Origin of the sequence: Leclercia barmai (assembly GCF_049312895.1) — a bacterium.
GTDB classification, from domain to species: Bacteria; Pseudomonadota; Gammaproteobacteria; order Enterobacterales; family Enterobacteriaceae; genus Enterobacter; species Enterobacter barmai.
Genome location: NZ_JBMNWZ010000002.1, coordinates 44,558 through 62,848, shown reverse-complemented (window position 1 = coordinate 62,848; position 18,291 = coordinate 44,558). Strand labels below are relative to the sequence as shown.

Below are 18,291 nucleotides of genomic sequence, written 5' to 3'. Positions count from 1 at the left end.
TATTATTTTTTGTTACGGACTATACAGCAAAGATATAAGTGATATAGTGGTTATAGTTAACCCTTTTCTTATTATCAAATCGTCTTAAGCGATTGCCCGTGTGCGCTAAATCGGATGGTCTGGCATGAAACTACAGCAGCTCCGCTATATCGTTGAGGTGGTCAACCACAACCTTAACGTTTCCTCCACCGCAGAAGGTCTCTATACTTCGCAACCTGGCATCAGCAAGCAGGTCCGTATGCTTGAAGATGAACTGGGGATCCAGATTTTCGCCCGCAGCGGTAAACACCTTACCCAGGTTACGCCTGCCGGGCAGGAGATTATTCGTATCGCCCGCGAAGTGCTGTCGAAGGTCGATGCCATTAAATCCGTTGCCGGGGAGCACACCTGGCCGGATAAAGGCTCGCTGTATATCGCCACCACCCACACCCAAGCGCGCTACGCTCTGCCGGGCGTCATCAAAGGGTTTATCGAGCGCTATCCTCGCGTGTCGTTGCATATGCATCAGGGCTCGCCGACGCAAATCGCCGAGGCGGTATCTAAGGGCAACGCGGACTTCGCTATCGCCACCGAAGCGCTGCATCTGTATGACGATCTGGTGATGCTGCCTTGCTATCACTGGAACCGCTCGATTGTGGTGACGCCAGAGCATCCGCTGGCGGCGAAAACTTCGGTATCCATTGAAGAGCTGGCGCAGTATCCGCTGGTGACTTACACCTTCGGTTTTACGGGCCGTTCGGAGCTGGATACCGCCTTCAACCGCGCAGGGCTGACGCCAAGGATTGTCTTTACCGCCACCGACGCCGATGTGATCAAAACCTACGTACGCCTTGGCCTGGGGGTAGGGGTTATCGCCAGCATGGCGGTGGATCCTGTCGCCGATCCCGATTTAGTGCGACTGGATACCCAGGGGGTGTTCGGCCACAGCACCACCAAAATCGGTTTCCGTCGCAGCACCTTCCTGCGTAGCTATATGTATGATTTTATTCAACGATTCGCACCACATCTGACCCGCGACGTGGTCGATACCGCGGTGGCGCTACGTTCGAACGAAGATATCGAAGCGATGTTTAAAGATATCAAGCTGCCGGAAAAATAATAACCTTCGGTATCTTTCCCTCGGGAAAGATACCCTTCTCAGTTGTCGTTCTGAATTAAAATCCCCTCCAGTTTTCTCTCATGCCTCATTAACCATGGGGTTACGGCGTTTTTTTCCTGAAACTGCTCAGCAAAGCTGACAAAAATAGAAAATAATTAACCGCTACGCAAATTCCACGTTTCATTTATATATTTCCGCTCAAAAGATTAAATATTTGACGCCACAGGATTCGTAAATTCGCTGGATCTTCGACTAAAGTTTCTTTAGGATTTATCTCAGTCACGATTACTTATACCAATTGTTTGGTATCAAAATGATAAGCGAAATCGATTGTATGAGGTTAGCAATGCCGTCAGGAAGTCACGAGCCGCAAAGGGACCCAGGACTTAAGCGTAAAGCCTGGCTGGCGGTGTTTCTGGGTTCCACGCTGTTTTGGGTCGTGGTGGCGTTTCTGGTCTGGAAATTCTGGGGTTAATTATGGCGGTTCAGGGGCGTAGTGAAGCAGTGAAGCCTGTGTGTCAGCAGCGTGACACGCGTCGCAAAGTCCGTAATGACGCTACAGGTAACGTTCCGGCGTCCTGGAAGTTGTCACCGCAGCAGCAAGCCTTTATTGATTTGTTCGCAGAAGACGAAGCCAAAAAACAATAATTCGTATTATCAGCGTAGCGTGATAATAATCTGATGCGCTTTTGTACTCTTTAATAAATACACATCAGCAATATCGAACTGAGGCAAACTCAGCTGTCAAAGAATAAATAAAGCGTGGTGTCGCAATGATGAATAATATATCCGGAGCTAAATACTGGTCGTGGATGGCCGCGTTTTCCCTCTCGATCCTCTTCTGGTGCCAGCTGATCTGGCTCACCCTCCAGTGAATGACGAAAGCCTCGCTCCGGCGGGGCTTTTTGTTTTCCCGCCGAATTTGTCTATTTGAGTTGTTATCAAATCGTTACGGTGACGATGTGTTATCTTTAATTACGGCCCTGATCAAAGTCAGGGTATCGCAATCCCGGTAATTAAGGAGGAGCTTATGTCGTTAACCCTACGCGAAGCCAGTAAGGACACATTGCAGGCTGAGAACAAAACCTATCACTACTACAGCCTGCCGCTGGCCGCAAAGGAACTTGGGGATATCGCGCGCTTACCCAAGTCGCTTAAAGTGTTACTGGAAAATCTCCTGCGCTGGCAGGATGAAGTCTCTGTTACGGCTGAAGATATTCATGCCCTGGCCGGATGGTTGCAGAGCGCCCATGCCGACCGGGAGATAGCCTATCGTCCCGCCAGGGTGCTGATGCAGGATTTTACCGGCGTTCCGGCGGTGGTCGATCTGGCGGCGATGCGTGAAGCGGTCAAGCGCCTTGGCGGCGATACCGCTAAAGTGAACCCGCTCTCTCCGGTCGATCTGGTTATCGATCACTCGGTGACCGTGGACCATTTTGGCGATGATGATGCCTTCGAAGAGAACGTACGGCTTGAGATGGAGCGTAACCACGAGCGCTATGTGTTCCTGAAGTGGGGCCAGCAGGCGTTCAGCCGCTTCAGCGTCGTCCCACCCGGCACCGGCATCTGCCACCAGGTCAACCTGGAGTATCTCGGCAAAGCGGTATGGAGTGAATTGCAGGATAAAGAGTGGGTGGCCTACCCGGATACGCTGGTCGGTACCGACTCACACACCACCATGATCAACGGCCTTGGCGTACTGGGGTGGGGAGTAGGGGGGATCGAAGCCGAAGCGGCAATGCTCGGCCAGCCGGTCTCCATGCTGATCCCGGACGTGGTCGGCTTCAAGCTGACAGGCAAGCTGAGCGAGGGGATCACCGCCACCGACCTGGTGCTCACCGTCACCCAGATGCTGCGTAAGCACGGCGTGGTGGGTAAATTTGTGGAATTCTACGGCGACGGGCTCGACTCCCTGCCGCTGGCGGACCGGGCCACTATCGCCAATATGGCTCCCGAATACGGCGCCACCTGCGGTTTCTTCCCGATCGATGGTGTGACGCTGGAGTATATGCGCCTCAGCGGGCGCAGCAGCGAGCAGGTCGCGCTGGTGGAAGCCTATGCCAAAGCGCAGGGCATGTGGCGTAACACGGGCGATGAGCCGGTGTTTACCAGCACGCTGGCGCTGGATATGGGCGAAGTTGAAGCCAGTCTCGCCGGGCCAAAACGTCCTCAGGACCGCGTGGCCCTGGCGGATGTGCCCAAAGCCTTTGCTGCCAGCAATGAACTGGAAGTTAACACCGCGCAGAAAGACAGGCGGCCTATTGATTACGTGATGAATGGTCACCAGTATCAGCTTCCGGACGGCGCGGTCGTCATCGCGGCCATTACCTCCTGCACCAACACCTCGAACCCCAGCGTGCTGATGGCGGCTGGGTTGCTGGCGAAAAAAGCCGTTACGCTTGGCCTGAAACGCCAGCCGTGGGTCAAGGCCTCGCTGGCACCGGGATCCAAAGTCGTCTCCGATTATCTGGCGCAGGCCCGCCTGACGCCTTATCTGGATGAGCTGGGCTTTAACCTGGTAGGCTACGGCTGTACAACCTGTATTGGTAACTCCGGGCCGCTACCGGATCCTATCGAGACGGCAATCAAGCAGGGCGACCTGACGGTAGGGGCGGTGCTCTCGGGCAACCGCAACTTTGAAGGACGTATTCACCCGCTGGTAAAAACTAACTGGCTGGCCTCTCCACCGCTGGTGGTAGCTTATGCTCTGGCGGGCAATATGAACATCAATCTGGCAACCGATCCGCTGGGACACGATCGTAAAGGCGATCCGGTCTATCTGAAAGATATCTGGCCGTCGGCGCAGGAGATTGCCCTTGCGGTTGAAAAAGTCTCTACCGACATGTTCCGCAAAGAGTACGCCGAAGTGTTTGAAGGCACGCCGGAGTGGAAAACCATCGAGGTGGCGCGGTCAGACACCTACAGCTGGCAGGATGATTCCACCTATATTCGTCTGTCACCCTTCTTTGATGACATGCTGGCACAGCCCAAACCGCTGGAAGATATTCACGGCGCGCGCGTGCTGGCCATTCTCGGCGACTCGGTAACCACCGACCACATCTCCCCGGCGGGCAGTATTAAAGCCGATAGCCCGGCAGGGCGTTATCTCCAGGGCCGTGGCGTGGAGCGTCGTGACTTCAACTCCTACGGTTCGCGTCGTGGCAACCACGAGGTGATGATGCGCGGTACCTTCGCCAATATCCGTATTCGCAACGAGATGGTGCCGGGCGTGGAAGGCGGGATGACTCGTCATCTGCCTGGAACAGAAGTGATCTCCATCTACGATGCGGCGATGAAGTATCAGCAGGAAGGCACCCCGCTGGCGGTGATAGCCGGGAAAGAGTACGGCTCCGGCTCAAGCCGCGACTGGGCGGCGAAAGGACCACGACTGCTCGGCGTACGGGTGGTGATCGCCGAATCATTCGAGCGTATCCACCGTTCAAACCTGATTGGCATGGGGATTTTACCGCTGGAGTTCCCGCAGGGGGCATCACGTAAAACGCTGGGGCTGACAGGCGAGGAGCGGATTGATATTGCGGACCTGCAAAATCTGACGCCTGGTGCAACGGTACCGGTCAAGCTGACGCGAGCCGATGGGCAAACCGAAGTTGTTGACTGCCGCTGCCGTATTGATACCGCAACAGAACTCACTTACTACCAGAACGACGGCATTTTGCACTATGTCATTCGTAATATGCTGACTTAAAAAGAAAACCAGCCCGGCACGCATACGCTGCCGGGCTGTTGATGTTATTTGTTAAGCAGATGTCCAAGCTTCGCCGCTTTGGTATCCAGATAGTGTTCGTTTTTCGGGTTACGGCCCACAATCAGCGGTACACGTTCGACGATATTGATACCGGCTTCGGTCAGGATCTCAACCTTACGCGGGTTGTTGGTCAGCAGACGTACTTCGTCCACGCCCAGCAGCTTGAACATATCCGCGCACAGGGTGAAATCGCGTTCGTCGGCAGCAAAGCCCAGCTGGTGGTTCGCTTCAACGGTATCGTAGCCCTGATCCTGCAACGCATACGCGCGGATCTTATTGAGCAGACCGATGTTACGACCCTCCTGGCGGTGATACAGCAGGATGCCCCGGCCTTCTTCCGCAATGTGCGACAGGGCGGCTTCCAGTTGAAAACCACAATCGCAGCGCAGGCTAAACAGGGCATCACCCGTAAGACACTCGGAATGAACGCGGGCCAGGACCGGCGTCTGCCCGGACGTATCGCCGAACACTAACGCCACGTGATCCTGCCCGGTTGCCAGTTCTTCAAAGCCCACCATCAGGAAATCGCCCCATGGGGTTGGCAGATTGGCTTCTGCCACACGTTTAAGCTGCATGTGATTCTCCAGAAAATGCTGACACGCCTTGTGTCTGTCGCCTGTTTGGCTGTCGGTATTGTCTTATTTTGCCACAAGCTGCGCGGGTTCACCTAATCACGCCCGGCTTAACGAACGTTAAACGCACAATCCGACATTTTTACGCAGCTGTAATTTTTCGGTTATGATTGTGAGGCTTATCGAAAAAAGGAGACGACATGCTTTCAATAGCCCGCCGCACGGCGGTTGGCGCAGGGATATTGCTTATTATGCCTGTGGCTTTATGGATATCGGGCTGGCAGTGGCAGCCAGGCGCGAATAGCGGATGGTTGAAAGCGCTGTTCTGGGTAACGGAGACGGTCACCCAACCCTGGGGGATTATCACCCACACACTTCTTTGCGCCTGGTTTTTGTGGTGCCTGCGTTTTCGTCTGCGAGCCGCCATCATGCTCTTTGCCATCCTGGCAGGAGTCATTCTTATCGGTCAGGGCGTAAAATCCTGGGTCAAGGATCGGGTTCAGGAGCCGCGTCCTTTCGTGGTCTGGATGGAAAAAACTCACCATGTCCCGGTGAACGACTTCTACAATTTAAAGCGTAAAGCGCGCGGTGAGCTCGTGAAAGAACAGCTTGCTGAACAACAGACTATTCCCACTTTTTTACGTAAACACTGGCAGAAAGAGACCGGGTTTGCCTTCCCGTCCGGGCATACCATGTTTGCTGCAAGCTGGGCACTGCTGGGAGTAGGTCTGCTGTGGCCGCGGCGGCGCACGGTGACCATCATCGTACTGCTGGTCTGGGCAACGGGCGTGATGGGAAGCCGCTTGCTGCTTGGCATGCACTGGCCGCGGGATCTGGTGGTGGCGACCCTGATTTCATGGCTGCTCATCACCTGTGCAACCTGGCTTGCCCAGCGATTCTGTGGTCCGCTCACGCCTCCGGCAGAAGAGAAACGGGAAATCGCCGACAGAGAGCAAGAAAGCTGACTGAGGTTGAAATTCTCATATTTAGCCGCAGATCTTAACGTGGCGCGACGCTTTTTCCGTTTCGCCCACGTCATGAAAATGGTAGTTTATAAGGCTGGTTACGCTATGTTGAACACTCTTTATTCGCTCAAACCACATAACGGGAAGTAATGTGAAATATTTACTCATTTTCTTACTGGTGTTGGCGATTTTTGTCATTTCCGTCACATTGGGCGCGCAAAACGATCAACAGGTAACGTTTAATTATCTGCTGGCGCAAGGCGAGTATCGAATTTCCAGCCTCCTGGCGGTACTGTTCGCTGCAGGATTTGCAATCGGCTGGCTGATTTGTGGTCTGTTCTGGCTTAAAGTTCGGGTAACGCTTGCCCGTGCCGAACGTAAAATTAAACGTCTTGAAAACCAAATTACGCCTCCGACCGACGTTCCGGTAAGTTCAGGTGTGCCGGTAGCGAAGGAATAATCTAAGATGCTGGAGTTGTTGTTTCTGCTTTTGCCTGTAGCCGCAGCCTATGGCTGGTATATGGGCCGCAGAAGTGCGCAACAAAATAAACAGGATGAAGCGAACCGCCTTTCACGCGATTATGTCGCCGGGGTTAACTTCCTCCTGAGTAACCAACAGGATAAAGCGGTAGACCTGTTCCTCGAGATGCTGAAAGAGGATACCGGTACCGTTGAGGCCCACCTGACTCTCGGTAATCTGTTCCGTTCCCGCGGCGAAGTTGACCGCGCCATCCGCATTCACCAGACCTTAATGGAAAGCGCCTCATTAACCTATGAGCAGCGTCTGCTGGCCGTACAGCAGCTTGGCCGCGACTATATGGCCGCCGGGTTATACGATCGCGCCGAAGAGATGTTTAAACAGCTGGTAGATGAGACCGATTTTCGCATCAGCGCCCTGCAACAGCTCCTGCAGATCTATCAGGCTACCAGCGAATGGCAGAAAGCCATCGACGTTGCTGAACGTCTGGTGAAACTCGGTAAAGACAAACAGCGCGTTGAAATCGCCCACTTCTACTGTGAACTGGCCCTGCAGCAGATGGGCAACGAAGACATGGACAAGGCGATGGCGCTGCTCCGGAAAGGCGCTACCGCCGATCGCAGCAGCGCGCGCGTCTCCATCATGATGGGGCGCGTCTACATGGCGAAAGGGGATTACCAGAAAGCGGTGGAGAGCCTTCTCCGGGTTATCGATCAGGATAAAGAACTGGTCAGTGAAACGCTTGAGATGCTGCAAACCTGCTATCAGCAACTGGGTATGGCCGAAGAGTGGGTGGCTTTCCTGCGTCGCTGCGTGGAAGAGAACACCGGTGCCGCTGCTGAGCTGATGCTGGCGGATGTGGTCCAGGAGCACGAAGGCAGCGACACCGCACAGGTGTATATTACCCGCCAGCTGCAGCGCCATCCGACCATGCGCGTCTTCCATAAGCTGATGGATTACCATCTGAATGATGCGGAAGAGGGGCGCGCCAAAGAGAGCCTGATGGTACTGCGCGACATGGTTGGCGAGCAGGTGCGCAGCAAGCCGCGCTATCGCTGCCAGAAGTGTGGATTTACGGCCTATACGCTGTACTGGCACTGTCCGTCCTGCCGTGCCTGGTCCACCATCAAGCCAATTCGCGGCCTCGATGGGCAGTAATTTTTAAAAAAGCCCAATATTAGTTACAACATACTTCAAGGTTTTTATCCATCTGGTCCGTGCGCGCTGTAGTCTGGCAGGATTAAAAATGGAACCTGTTAATTTTTGTGATGCGCAGGTAGAATGCACGCCGTTTATCATTCCCGCGCCGATGCGGCGCCCATCGACGAGAAGGTCCGGTCATGACGTCTGCAGCTTCATCTTCTTCCCGCGTAGTTACTGAATCTCCTGTTGTTGTCGCTCTGGATTACAACAATCGCGACAATGCGTTAGCGTTCGTTGATCGCATTGACCCGCGCGATTGTCGCCTGAAAATCGGTAAAGAGATGTTCACGCTCTTTGGCCCACAAATTGTTCGCGATATGCAGCAGCGCGGTTTTGATGTCTTTCTTGACCTTAAATTCCACGATATTCCAAATACCACGGCTCACGCGGTAGCGGCTGCAGCCGAACTGGGCGTCTGGATGGTTAACGTCCACGCTTCCGGTGGCGCGCGCATGATGACTGCGGCCCGCGAAGCACTGGTGCCATTCGGGAAAGATGCCCCCTTGCTGATTGCCGTCACGGTACTCACCAGCATGGAAGCCAGCGACCTACTGGATCTTGGCATCACGCTGTCACCGGCAGAACATGCCGAGCGCCTGGCGCGCCTGACGCACAGCTGCGGGCTCGACGGTGTTGTCTGTTCTGCCCAGGAAGCGGTTCGCTTTAAGAGCGCTATCGGCCAGGACTTCAAGCTGGTTACGCCCGGCATCCGTCCTGCGGGGAGCGACGCTGGCGATCAGCGTCGCATTATGACCCCGGAACAGGCGCTGGCGGCGGGTGTGGACTATATGGTTATTGGACGACCGGTAACCCAGTCTGCGGATCCGGCGCAAACCCTGAAAGCTATCAACGCATCACTTCATAAGGGGGCGTAATGCGCGATACAAACAGCCGCCTGGTCTATTCAACGGATACCGGGCGCATTGATGAGCCAAAAGAAGTAGCCGAACGACCAAAAGGTGATGGCATTGTACGTATTCAACGCCAGACCAGCGGGCGTAAAGGGAAGGGCGTATGTCTGGTCACCGGAATTGACGCCGACGATGCGACCCTGGCGCAAATTGCCGCTGAGCTAAAGAAAAAATGCGGATGCGGCGGGTCGGTTAAAGATGGCGTAATAGAGATTCAGGGCGACAAGCGGGATCTGATTAAGTCTCTGCTGGAAGCCAAAGGCATGAAAGTAAAATTAGCTGGCGGTTAACAGGCTACAAAAACAAATAAGCCACGGCCTGAGCCGTGGCTTAATATTCTTATATTCAGATAAAGCCAGAAATAACAGGGCATTATCAAGCGACTGCGGTGGCAATCGGTATATTATTTACTTGCTCACCTCGTGACCGATAATCCCACCAACCGCGGCACCACCCAGGGTACCCAGCGCGCTTCCGTCGGTCAGGACTGAACCACCGATTGCGCCTGCACCCGCACCAATGGCGGTATTACGGCTTTGTTTGCTCCAGTTAGAGCAAGCGCTCAGGGAAAACGCCAGCGTAACGGCCAGCATAGCAGCGGATAATTTTTTGCTGTTAAAAGTCATAATTCATTCTCCTGAAATATTGATCCACGGAAATTATTTCGCTTAAGTGGAAACCAATACCCCTCAAGCCGTTTTCCATGAAACTTGTTCGCGCAGGCGTTACAAGATCACGCAAGTGATAGTTACTTCCTGTTATATCGCTAACAATAATTTTACGTCTTTATCACTGATCCGACAGGTAAATAGTCTTAAAGGATTGCTCGGAATAGTCTCAGAGCGAAGGGCGGGAGAATGACGCCCGAATTCACGGGCGTTGAAACGGCATCAGGCAGGTTTTTTGACGATATCGACGACAAGGCCGTCATGTTGCAGTTTGGTGGTGTGCGCCTCTTTAATGCCTTCGTCGGTGATCACCCGACTGAAACGGGAGACCGGGCCCATCGTGTAAGGGTGAACCGCACCAAATTTAGAGCTGTCGGTCAGCACAATAGTCTCACCGCCTTTTTCCAGCACCGCATTGACCACGTCCGAGCGCATCATGTCCCGGCCGGTAAAGCCGGTATCAGGCTGCCAGCCGTCGATGCCGATAAAGGCCTTGCTGAAATGGACCTGCTGAACATACTGACGCGTAAGTGGGCCAACCATACTTTCGCTTTTTTTCTGGTAGATGCCGCCCAGCAAAATGACTTCGCTGCGCGTCTCCTTGAGCAGATGAGCAATATAGCTGCTCACCGTCACGATGGTGACTTCTTCTTTCTGTTCAGCCAGCGTGCGGGCGAGGAGGGCATTACAGCTGCCGTTCTCGATAAACACCGTTTCGCCATTATTCACCAGAGAAGCGGCGAACTCCGCCAGTTCACGTTTCAGCGCGTAATTGTTCATCATACGCGTCTCGACATCTTCGCTGTCCAGCGGCACGGCGTAGCCGTGGGCGCGACGGAGGTAACTCATTTTTTCCAGAAGATTGAGATCCTGGCGGATGGTGACTTCAGATACGCCGGTCGCTTTGGCCAGATCAACGACGCTTACACGCCCTGTGTCGATCACCATCTGTAATATTATTTGTTGTCGGGAATTCATAGCATCCATATTAAAACGGCATCGCCGTTAGTTGAAAACTGACATAAACACGAGAGGCAATGCGATCGTCAAACTTCCCACGGTGATTTTGGCGGTACTACAGCGGGGTCTTTCTGCTCGCCTGCGAGGGTCAGTAATTCTGATTTTAATATCTCGAGATTACGAAGAGCAGAGTTCACATCGCCTGCTACCAGAATATCCAGCACAGTATCAATACGTTGCGCAACTTTTAGTGCATCGATATCAGACATAATCTCATCCCTAAATGAAAAGTGAATAAATTCAATGATGCAGAAATTGAAGGCAAAAGAGAAGGGAAAAAGTGTGCTAACGAAAGCACATTAATGGTAGTGATATTTTCATGCTTTTTTATACAGAGGATTTTAGTAGTGGCTTAGTCTAATTCTGCGCGCAAGGCGCTTTTTTCTATGAGGAATTGGACTATGACAATTATCAATCAGGCTACCTGTAAACTGTTCACTGATTCTGTACGATTCACCCAGCTCGCCGGTTATTACGAGGAAGAGAGACGTACCGTATGGATGATGTTACGGGCCCAGCCGCGGCCCTGCTTCAATCATGCGCTGATAGAGGAGATCATGAACCTGTCGTGGCTGGTACGGCAGTCCGGGTTTGAGGTTGATTTCTGGGTTACAGGTTCGCTGGTGCCCGATATGTACAACACCGGGGGCGATTTACGCTTCTTTGTCGACTGCATCGAGAATGGTCGCCGGGAAGCGCTTCGGGCCTATGCTCGCGCCTGTGTGGACTGCGTCCACGCTGCGTCGCGGGGCTTTGATACCGGGGCGATCACCCTGTCGATGGTGGAGGGCAGTGCGCTGGGCGGAGGCTTTGAGGCCGCGTTGGCGCACCACTTTTTACTGGCGCAGCGGGATGCACGCTTAGGTTTCCCGGAGATCGCCTTTAACCTCTTCCCCGGAATGGGAGGCTACTCGCTGGTCGCGCGCCGCTCAGGCATGAAGCTGGCGGAGGAGCTTATCTACAAAGGGGAGTCGCACACCGCGGAATGGTACGAGCAACACGGGCTGGTGGACGTGCTGTTTGAACCAGGCCAGGGCTACGTGGCGACGCGCACCTTCATCGACACGTTACAACCCAAAATGAATGGCGTCAGAGCGATGCTGCGCGCCCGTCAGCGCGTCCTGCAGCTGCCGCGCAGCGAATTGATGGATATCACCGAAGACTGGGTGGATGCGGCATTCTGCCTGCAACCGAAGGATGTGGCCTACATGCAGCGGCTGGTTCTGCTGCAGGATCGCCACACCGCATCGGGCCTGCGTAAAGCCAGTTAACGCGCGTTGCGTGCCTGATAACGTTTAAACCATCGCTCGAATGCGACAGCGGGCATGGGCTTAGCAAACAGAAAACCCTGTCGTTCGTTGACGCCGTTCTTGGTCAGAAAGGCGTCTTCTTTCGCGCTCTCCACCCCTTCAGCAATCACCTGCAAATTCAGCGCCTGAGCGACCGCAACAATCGCGCGTACCAGCGATTGCGATACCGACTGCTTATGGATATCCCGGACAAACGCCTGGTCGAGCTTAATGGCATCGATGGGGAAACGCGCCAGCTGCGACAGGGACGAATAACCCGTCCCGAAATCATCAAGGTGGATCTGCGCTCCCAGCTTGCTGAACTGCTGGATCACCGACAGCGCCAGCTCTTCGTTTTCAATCAGACAACTTTCGGTCAGCTCGACATCAATCGGGCAGTACTCAAAATTCAGGTCCTTTAAGGCCTGCTTCAGATCGCTGAAAATCGTCTGATCCGCCAGCTGGCGGGCCGAGACGTTAACCGCCACGCGCAGGTTAATACCTTTGTCGCGCCATTTGGCAACCTGGCGCACCACATCGAGCATCACCCAGCGCCCCAGGGGAACGATGAGCCCGGACTCCTCGGCGTAGGAGATAAACTCCAGCGGCGGGATCAGCCCGCGCTCCGGCGATTGCCAGCGAACCAGCGCTTCGAGGGTTCTCACCTCGCCGCGCCAGGTAATTTTAGGCTGGTAGTGGATCACCAGTTGGTCATTATCCAGCGCTTTGCGCAGGTTAGTGTCCAGCCACAGATATTCAAAGACCCGCTGATTCATCTCCGGCGAGAAGACGCAGAACGTGCCGCGCCCGTTCTCTTTTGCGGTATACATCGCGGTATCGGCATTGCGGATCACGCTTTCGCGATCGGTGCCGTGCTGTGGGGCGAGGGAAATACCCAGCGAACAGCCGGTATAGACTTCGATTAAACCAATCCGGAAGGGCTGACGCAGTCGGGTGAGGATCCGCGAGGCCATGGCTTCGAGGGCACTCTGCGACGTGCCGGTTGCCAGCACGATAAACTCATCGCCGCCGAGACGCGCCAGCACCTGCCCATCCTCCAGGCAACTGAGGATCGCCAGCGCCACCGCCTGCAAAAGCTGATCGCCAAACATATGCCCGTAGGCGTCATTCACTTTTTTGAAATTATCGAGATCGAGGTAGACCACGCCGACCTGGCCATCGCCACGGGTGTCGATGGCTTCGCTGATCATATCGTGGATGGCGTTACGGTTTGGCAGGCCGGTAATGGTGTCGGTGTTGGCGAGCACCCGAAGGCGTTCCTGCGCGCGGCGCTCTTCGGTGATATCCGTACCTGAACAGATAAGAAAAATTTCGTTTTTCCCGCTGCCGCTGTGCACAAATTTATTACGAAACAGAAATAACCGTTGCCCTTTGCGGGTCTTGATCCAGCGCTCTACTTCATAGGAACTGCCGTCACGAAAAAAACCGCTGATATTGCGGCGGGAGGCAGCTGCTTCGCTGCGGCTCATAAAGAGTTTAAAGACGTTCTGGCCAATGACCTCGTGCTCTTTCATCCCGGTGTATTCTTCGCTCAGACGGTTAAAGCGTTGAATATTGCCGTGCCGATCGAGGATAACAATCACCGAGTTGGCCTCAGAAACCACCTGTTCGGCAAAGGATAAACCCTGGGCCAGATCCCGGGCGACGGAGGGGGTGTCATTCCAGGCGGAGGCGGTGCCGGCCCACTCTTTTTTAGTGGTTTTACGGCCCACGAGGTGCACCGGCACATCAGTTCCGTACAGGGAGAGCGTCATGGTGATGCTGGAGGTGATGACCGTCATCTGGCGAATGCTGTCGGCCTGCTCGTCAGTCAGCGCCACCACCTGAGTGGTCTCGGCGCTTTCGCTGGCCGCAAGATGGAGCGCATTGCTGTCCGCCGTCAGTCGCCACCAGGGACTGTGGGTGCCCATGTAACGAAACAGCAAATTTTGCTCCAGATCGTCAATCATGCTCTCTCCCAGGCGCACTTAATTGCACACATCGTGCATTTCCAGTCGGTTTAATCGCGTTAAAATAGCGGTAATGCCGAGCTAAACTTATTGTTTTTTCCCAGTATTCTTATATTAGAACGAGATTAGCAAAAAAGGATACAGACGAATGAATATTCCGTTCACACCTTATGAAGTTCAACAGATTATCGTTAATAAGTGTGATCGCTTTTCGGAATTTGTGGGGGAGAATGGTAAGGAAAAATGATGGATGTGAGGTTAATACAAAAAAATCGGCTCACCCGCAATGAGTGAACCGACCTTTAAGCATACAACAATCAGACAGCAGGGCGGGCGATAACGCTGCGTGTTTCCATGCGCACTTCAGCGATAGTCACGTCGATAACTTCGGTCACTTTATACGCCACTTCACCTTTGATCTGCACGGTGCCGTTTTCCTGGCTGCAGACCAGTTCGTCACGCACGGCGTGCAGGAACGGCGCTGGAATGAAGGCCACGGCGCCGTTATCCACCAGACGTACGCGCATGCCGCCGCGGCTGATATCGATGATCTCAGCGGCAAAACGGGTGTCGGTTCCGGCTTTGTCTTTCAGGAAGCGGGCATACAGCCAGTCACCGACATCACGTTCCGCCATGCGGTTAAGGCGACGACGCTCGGCCATCTGCACGGTAGCGTCGTCCTGCGGACGGGCAATGGTTTCGCCTTTGACGATCGCTTTAAGCAGGCGGTGGTTAACCATATCGCCATACTTACGAATCGGCGACGTCCAGGTGGCGTAGGCTTCCAGACCCAGGCCAAAGTGCGGGCCTGGCTCGGTGCTGATCTCCGCGAAAGACTGGAAACGACGGATGCGGCTGTCGAGGAAACCAGACGGCTGAGCATCCAGTTCACGGCGCAGTTTACAGAAACCGTTCAGGGTCAGGACTTCCTGCGGATCAACATGCACGTCGTGCGTTTTCAGCAGGGCCGCCAGCGCTTCGCTGTTGGCCGGGTCGAAGCCGGTATGCACGTTATAGATGCCGAAACCGAGCTTGTCGCGCAGGACGCGGGCCGCACAGATGTTGGCCGCAATCATCGACTCTTCAACAATACGGTTAGCGATGCGACGTGGTTCAGCAACGATATCCAGCACTTCGCCTTTTTCACCGAGAATGAAGCGGTAGTCAGGACGATCCTTGAACACCAGCGCATGGGTTTTACGCCATTCGCTACGGCTCAGGCAGACGCGCTGCAGCAGGCGGATCTGTTCGGCAATAGCATCAGATTCTGGCTGCCAGGTGCCGCTATTTTCCAGCCAGTCAGAGACCTCGTCATATACCAGCTTGGCTTTCGATTCGATAAGCGCGGCAAAGAACTCGATGTTCTCTTCAATCGTGCCGTCGGCAGCGATGGTCATGCGGCAGGCCAGGACCGGGCGCACTTCGTTGGCGCGCAGCGAGCATAAATTATCAGACAGCTCACGCGGCAGCATTGGGATGTTGAAGCCCGGCAGATAGTTGGTAAAGGCACGGATTTTGGCCGCGTTATCAAGCGGTGTACCTTCAGCGATCCAGGCCGTAGGATCGGCAATCGCTACGGTTAACAGCAGTTTGCCGTCAGCCTGCTCTTCAACATACAGCGCATCGTCCATATCTTCGGTGCTGGCGCTGTCGATGGTAACAAAATTGAGGGCGGTCAGATCGCGACGCTCCAGACCTTCGTCCAGCATCTCTGTCGCTGCGCCCTCCGGGGCCTCTTTTTCGAGGTTATGGCGTGCGAGAGTGACCCACCACGGCACGAAATGGTCGTCGCCGAAGGTAATAAACTGGGTCAGTTCAGCATAAAAACCGCGATCGCCCTTCAGAGGATGACGGCGCATTTCTGCCACGGCCCAGTCACCTTCTTTGAAATCATGGGTCACGCCACGCTCAGCGCGGCAGGGGATGGCGTCTTTCAGCAGGGGATGGTCCGGAACGATGGACAGACGGTCATCTTTTCTCAGTACCTTACCCACAAAACGGGTCAGGAAGGGTTCAATTAATTCTTCAGGCTCGGCGGATTCACGATCCTTTTCGCTATGGATCACGGCCGTAATACGATCGCCGTGCATCACCTTCTTCATCTGCGGAGGCGGAATGAAGTAACTTTTCTGCGCATCGACTTCAAGGAAGCCAAAGCCTTTTTCCGTGGCTTTTACGACCCCTTCAGCGCGTGGCGTCTGGGAATGCAGTTGCTGTTTAAGCTGCGCTAGCAGCGGGTTGTCCTGGAGCATAGTGATCTATTTTCGTAGCCATATGAGCGGCTGACAGTTTTACGCGAATCTCACTGTTACAGCAAGCGCTCTTTAGGTCATTAGTGTGGTTATTCGCCCCTGCCGATGGCGATTTTCAGACGGTTCAGCCAGCCGCAAAAAGCGCTCCAGGTAAGCAGGTTGATGGCCTGTACCGGCGGCTGCCCGTCATTCGTCAGCGGGGTAAACTGCGCGGCGCTAAACTGGTCCGGCGATCGCGCCAGTTGCTCTACGGCACGCTTTACCGACTCGTCGTTTTCATATTCTGCGTGAATGCCACTGACCAGAATTTCACCTGTTTGATCGAGGATTGCCGGTTCATGACACAACACCGGCGTAAGCTGCTGCAGTAGCGGCTCCTCCTGCCAGCGTTCAAGGGACGCCAGCTGCTCTGGGCTGGCCTGACATCGCTCGACCCCCGGTACGGCGGGCTGCCATGTATTCAAAGTGTTATCGTCGGGCAGGGCGTGAGGCTGAATGTGGTGTCCCGGCAGCCAGCGAACAGGGTGGCCGAGCAGAGCCTGAAAGACTGCCACCACGCGCGCCTGAAAGCCGACAAAGCCGATAATCTGGTTGATGGTGACAATGTCATACACCGTCAGGCCCACTTCATCGAGCCCCTGCTGCGCTTTGCTGTCGATCACGTCCGGCGAGCTGGCAAGCTGGCGGGCATACTGAGTGATTTGGGCGAGGCGGCGATTGCTTTCACGGGAGGAGTCGGGGCCGGGGAGCGGGGCGAGGAGGGCGGCGTAGTGGTTACACAGACGCTGCACGCCGCAGACCTGCGCCACGGTCAGGGCGGTGCTGAAACGGTCATATGCGCTCAACGTACGCAGTCGGGTAACCGTCAGGGTACGCGGGAAAAAGAGGTCGCACAGCGTCCGGGCCGGGGTTAACCAGCGTTCACAGGCGGCAAGCAGCGTCGCTGGTAAAACGAGGTTCAGCAAAAAGCGATCCGCGACCTGAGCGGCTTCGGGAACCAAAGGCAGGACTTCCGTCGGGCTGCTACTGGACTGGGTCTCATGATACCAGTGGCCTTTGCCAGAAATACGGCGTTGTTCCATGTGCGTTCCTTGATCTCAAAATGGCGATCAATATCCTGGCGTAAGGTGGATAAGCGGAAAAATATTGTTAGGTGATAACAAATAGCGGAACGGAATAACGAGGGGAAAGCGGTGGCGGGATGGGAGGCAAACCTTCCCGCCGGAGCGGGAAGGTTACGAACTTATTTGATTTCCAGCTCGTTCATTGCAGCGATGTTGAAACCGCCGTCAACGTGAACCACTTCGCCGGAGATGCCAGCAGAGAGGTCAGAGCACAGGAATGCCGCGGAGTTACCCACATCTTCGATGGTCACGGTGCGACGGATTGGGGTAACCGCTTCGCAGTGTGCCAGCATTTTACGGAAGTCTTTGATGCCGGAAGCAGCCAGAGTACGGATTGGACCTGCAGAGATACCGTTTACGCGCACGCCTTCTGGACCCATCGCGTTCGCCATGTAGCGTACGTTGGCTTCCAGAGAGGCTTTCGCCAGACCCATCACGTTGTAGTTAGGGATTGCGCGCTCAGCACCCAGGTAGGACAGGGTCAGCAGGGCAGCGCCTGGGTTCAGCATGGAGCGGCAGGATTTTGCCATCGCTACAAAGCTGTAGGAGCTGATGTCGTGTGCGATTTTAAAGCCTTCACGGGTGACTGCGTTCACGTAGTCGCCGTCCAGCTGGTCGCCCGGTGCAAAGCCGATGGAGTGAACGAAACCGTCAAATTTCGGCCAGGTTTTTGCCAGCTCAGCGAACATGCCATCGATGCTTTCATCTTGTGCAACGTCGCATTCCAGAACAATGCTGGAACCCAGCTGCGCGGCAAACTCTTCTACGCGGCCTTTCAGCTTGTCGTTCTGGTAGGTGAATGCCAGCTCAGCGCCTTCGCGATGCATAGCCTGTGCGATGCCGTATGCGATGGACAGTTTGCTGGCAACGCCAGTCACCAGAATACGCTTACCGGAAAGAAAACCCATAGCTCTTAATCCTTATATTCATTGTTGTGGCGGCCGTCATCTGTTTGGACAACCGTCGTTAAAACG

The 18,291-nt window shown here is 54.7% G+C and carries 19 protein-coding genes; 11 read left to right on the top strand and 8 right to left on the bottom strand.

Annotated features, from left to right (window positions below; translation table 11 throughout):
* Positions 1-124 precede the first annotated feature (124 nt).
* The 5 genes from cysB (at position 125) to acnA (ending at position 4,805) form a co-directional block, all read left to right on the top strand.
* Entirely contained in the window at positions 125-1,099 is a 975-nt protein-coding gene (cysB, locus tag ACOYA6_RS08635; RefSeq protein ID WP_032611190.1) for an HTH-type transcriptional regulator CysB, read from the top strand.
* Positions 1,100-1,433: 334 nt separating this feature from the next.
* Positions 1,434-1,574 carry a YmiA family putative membrane protein gene (locus ACOYA6_RS08630; protein ID WP_218015341.1) on the top strand — a complete coding sequence of 47 codons (141 nt, stop codon included), beginning with the start codon at positions 1,434-1,436 and terminating at the stop codon, positions 1,572-1,574.
* Positions 1,575-1,576: 2 nt separating this feature from the next.
* Positions 1,577-1,747: a hypothetical protein gene (locus ACOYA6_RS08625; RefSeq protein WP_072036729.1), complete on the top strand. Its 171-nt coding sequence runs from the start codon at positions 1,577-1,579 to the stop codon at positions 1,745-1,747.
* Positions 1,748-1,872: 125 nt separating this feature from the next.
* On the top strand, positions 1,873-1,974 hold the full coding sequence (gene ymiC, locus ACOYA6_RS08620; protein ID WP_231568169.1) for a small membrane protein YmiC: 102 nt from the start codon (positions 1,873-1,875) through the stop codon (positions 1,972-1,974).
* Positions 1,975-2,129: 155 nt separating this feature from the next.
* Positions 2,130-4,805 carry an aconitate hydratase AcnA gene (acnA, locus tag ACOYA6_RS08615; protein ID WP_138369202.1) on the top strand — a complete coding sequence of 892 codons (2,676 nt, stop codon included), beginning with the start codon at positions 2,130-2,132 and terminating at the stop codon, positions 4,803-4,805.
* Between the two features lie 44 nt (positions 4,806-4,849).
* Here the strand turns inward: acnA and ribA are convergent, their stop codons facing one another.
* On the bottom strand, positions 4,850-5,440 hold the full coding sequence (ribA, locus tag ACOYA6_RS08610; RefSeq protein WP_039031856.1) for a GTP cyclohydrolase II: 591 nt from the start codon (positions 5,438-5,440) through the stop codon (positions 4,850-4,852).
* A gap of 197 nt (positions 5,441-5,637) precedes the next feature.
* Here ribA and pgpB point away from each other — a divergent pair, with 197 nt between their 5' ends.
* From pgpB to yciH, 5 genes are all read left to right on the top strand, one after another.
* Positions 5,638-6,402 (top strand): phosphatidylglycerophosphatase B, encoded by a 765-nt coding sequence (gene pgpB, locus ACOYA6_RS08605; RefSeq protein WP_138369201.1) that lies wholly within the window; start codon positions 5,638-5,640, stop codon positions 6,400-6,402.
* Positions 6,403-6,553: 151 nt separating this feature from the next.
* Positions 6,554-6,862, top strand: a complete 309-nt coding sequence (locus ACOYA6_RS08600) for a LapA family protein (RefSeq protein ID WP_422654540.1) — start codon at positions 6,554-6,556, stop codon at positions 6,860-6,862.
* Positions 6,863-6,868: 6 nt separating this feature from the next.
* Positions 6,869-8,038 (top strand): lipopolysaccharide assembly protein LapB, encoded by a 1,170-nt coding sequence (lapB, locus tag ACOYA6_RS08595; protein ID WP_039031859.1) that lies wholly within the window; start codon positions 6,869-6,871, stop codon positions 8,036-8,038.
* A gap of 182 nt (positions 8,039-8,220) precedes the next feature.
* Entirely contained in the window at positions 8,221-8,958 is a 738-nt protein-coding gene (gene pyrF, locus ACOYA6_RS08590) for an orotidine-5'-phosphate decarboxylase (RefSeq protein WP_039031860.1), read from the top strand.
* Positions 8,958-9,284, top strand: a complete 327-nt coding sequence (gene yciH, locus ACOYA6_RS08585) for a stress response translation initiation inhibitor YciH (RefSeq protein ID WP_039031861.1) — start codon at positions 8,958-8,960, stop codon at positions 9,282-9,284. The genes pyrF and yciH overlap by 1 nt, the downstream gene beginning before the upstream one ends.
* Before the next feature lie 117 nt (positions 9,285-9,401).
* Here the strand turns inward: yciH and osmB are convergent, their stop codons facing one another.
* From osmB to yciZ, 3 genes are all read right to left on the bottom strand, one after another.
* Positions 9,402-9,620, bottom strand: a complete 219-nt coding sequence (gene osmB, locus ACOYA6_RS08580; protein WP_039031862.1) for an osmotically-inducible lipoprotein OsmB — start codon at positions 9,618-9,620, stop codon at positions 9,402-9,404.
* A gap of 264 nt (positions 9,621-9,884) precedes the next feature.
* Positions 9,885-10,640 carry a DNA-binding transcriptional regulator YciT gene (gene yciT, locus ACOYA6_RS08575; protein WP_039031863.1) on the bottom strand — a complete coding sequence of 252 codons (756 nt, stop codon included), beginning with the start codon at positions 10,638-10,640 and terminating at the stop codon, positions 9,885-9,887.
* 68 nt (positions 10,641-10,708) lie between these two features.
* Positions 10,709-10,891, bottom strand: coding sequence for a protein YciZ/DeoL (gene yciZ / locus ACOYA6_RS08570; RefSeq protein ID WP_422654539.1), 183 nt, complete (start codon positions 10,889-10,891; stop codon positions 10,709-10,711).
* A gap of 192 nt (positions 10,892-11,083) precedes the next feature.
* Between yciZ and ACOYA6_RS08565 the strand changes: the two genes are divergently transcribed.
* Positions 11,084-11,953 (top strand): crotonase/enoyl-CoA hydratase family protein, encoded by an 870-nt coding sequence (locus ACOYA6_RS08565; RefSeq protein WP_422654538.1) that lies wholly within the window; start codon positions 11,084-11,086, stop codon positions 11,951-11,953.
* Here the strand turns inward: ACOYA6_RS08565 and pdeR are convergent.
* From pdeR to fabI, 4 genes are all read right to left on the bottom strand, one after another.
* On the bottom strand, positions 11,950-13,941 hold the full coding sequence (gene pdeR / locus ACOYA6_RS08560; protein ID WP_039031865.1) for a cyclic di-GMP phosphodiesterase: 1,992 nt from the start codon (positions 13,939-13,941) through the stop codon (positions 11,950-11,952). The genes ACOYA6_RS08565 and pdeR overlap by 4 nt on opposite strands.
* Positions 13,942-14,258: 317 nt before the next feature.
* Positions 14,259-16,193, bottom strand: a complete 1,935-nt coding sequence (locus tag ACOYA6_RS08555; protein WP_223073944.1) for an exoribonuclease II — start codon at positions 16,191-16,193, stop codon at positions 14,259-14,261.
* An 89-nt stretch (positions 16,194-16,282) separates the two neighbouring features.
* Positions 16,283-17,275 (bottom strand): CMD domain-containing protein, encoded by a 993-nt coding sequence (locus ACOYA6_RS08550; RefSeq protein WP_139565323.1) that lies wholly within the window; start codon positions 17,273-17,275, stop codon positions 16,283-16,285.
* Positions 17,276-17,436: 161 nt separating this feature from the next.
* Positions 17,437-18,225, bottom strand: coding sequence for an enoyl-ACP reductase FabI (fabI, locus tag ACOYA6_RS08545; protein WP_039031868.1), 789 nt, complete (start codon positions 18,223-18,225; stop codon positions 17,437-17,439).
* Between the last annotated feature and the right edge of the window lie 66 nt (positions 18,226-18,291).

Bases quoted from the DNA above. Each gene is read 5' to 3' on its own strand.
- pgpB (WP_138369201.1), top strand. From the start codon at position 5,638: ATGCTTTCAATAGCCCGCCGCACGGCGGTTGGCGCAGGGATATTGCTT.
- ACOYA6_RS08630 (WP_218015341.1), top strand. From the start codon at position 1,434: ATGAGGTTAGCAATGCCGTCAGGAAGTCACGAGCCGCAAAGGGACCCA.
- acnA (WP_138369202.1), top strand. From the start codon at position 2,130: ATGTCGTTAACCCTACGCGAAGCCAGTAAGGACACATTGCAGGCTGAG.
- ribA (WP_039031856.1), bottom strand. From the start codon at position 5,440: ATGCAGCTTAAACGTGTGGCAGAAGCCAATCTGCCAACCCCATGGGGC.
- ACOYA6_RS08550 (WP_139565323.1), bottom strand. From the start codon at position 17,275: ATGGAACAACGCCGTATTTCTGGCAAAGGCCACTGGTATCATGAGACC.
- cysB (WP_032611190.1), top strand. From the start codon at position 125: ATGAAACTACAGCAGCTCCGCTATATCGTTGAGGTGGTCAACCACAAC.
- ACOYA6_RS08565 (WP_422654538.1), top strand. From the start codon at position 11,084: ATGACAATTATCAATCAGGCTACCTGTAAACTGTTCACTGATTCTGTA.
- yciZ (WP_422654539.1), bottom strand. From the start codon at position 10,891: ATGTCTGATATCGATGCACTAAAAGTTGCGCAACGTATTGATACTGTG.
- pyrF (WP_039031860.1), top strand. From the start codon at position 8,221: ATGACGTCTGCAGCTTCATCTTCTTCCCGCGTAGTTACTGAATCTCCT.
- yciT (WP_039031863.1), bottom strand. From the start codon at position 10,640: ATGAATTCCCGACAACAAATAATATTACAGATGGTGATCGACACAGGG.
- ACOYA6_RS08555 (WP_223073944.1), bottom strand. From the start codon at position 16,193: ATGCTCCAGGACAACCCGCTGCTAGCGCAGCTTAAACAGCAACTGCAT.
- lapB (WP_039031859.1), top strand. From the start codon at position 6,869: ATGCTGGAGTTGTTGTTTCTGCTTTTGCCTGTAGCCGCAGCCTATGGC.
- ACOYA6_RS08625 (WP_072036729.1), top strand. From the start codon at position 1,577: ATGGCGGTTCAGGGGCGTAGTGAAGCAGTGAAGCCTGTGTGTCAGCAG.
- pdeR (WP_039031865.1), bottom strand. From the start codon at position 13,941: ATGATTGACGATCTGGAGCAAAATTTGCTGTTTCGTTACATGGGCACC.
- fabI (WP_039031868.1), bottom strand. From the start codon at position 18,225: ATGGGTTTTCTTTCCGGTAAGCGTATTCTGGTGACTGGCGTTGCCAGC.
- ymiC (WP_231568169.1), top strand. From the start codon at position 1,873: ATGATGAATAATATATCCGGAGCTAAATACTGGTCGTGGATGGCCGCG.
- osmB (WP_039031862.1), bottom strand. From the start codon at position 9,620: ATGACTTTTAACAGCAAAAAATTATCCGCTGCTATGCTGGCCGTTACG.
- yciH (WP_039031861.1), top strand. From the start codon at position 8,958: ATGCGCGATACAAACAGCCGCCTGGTCTATTCAACGGATACCGGGCGC.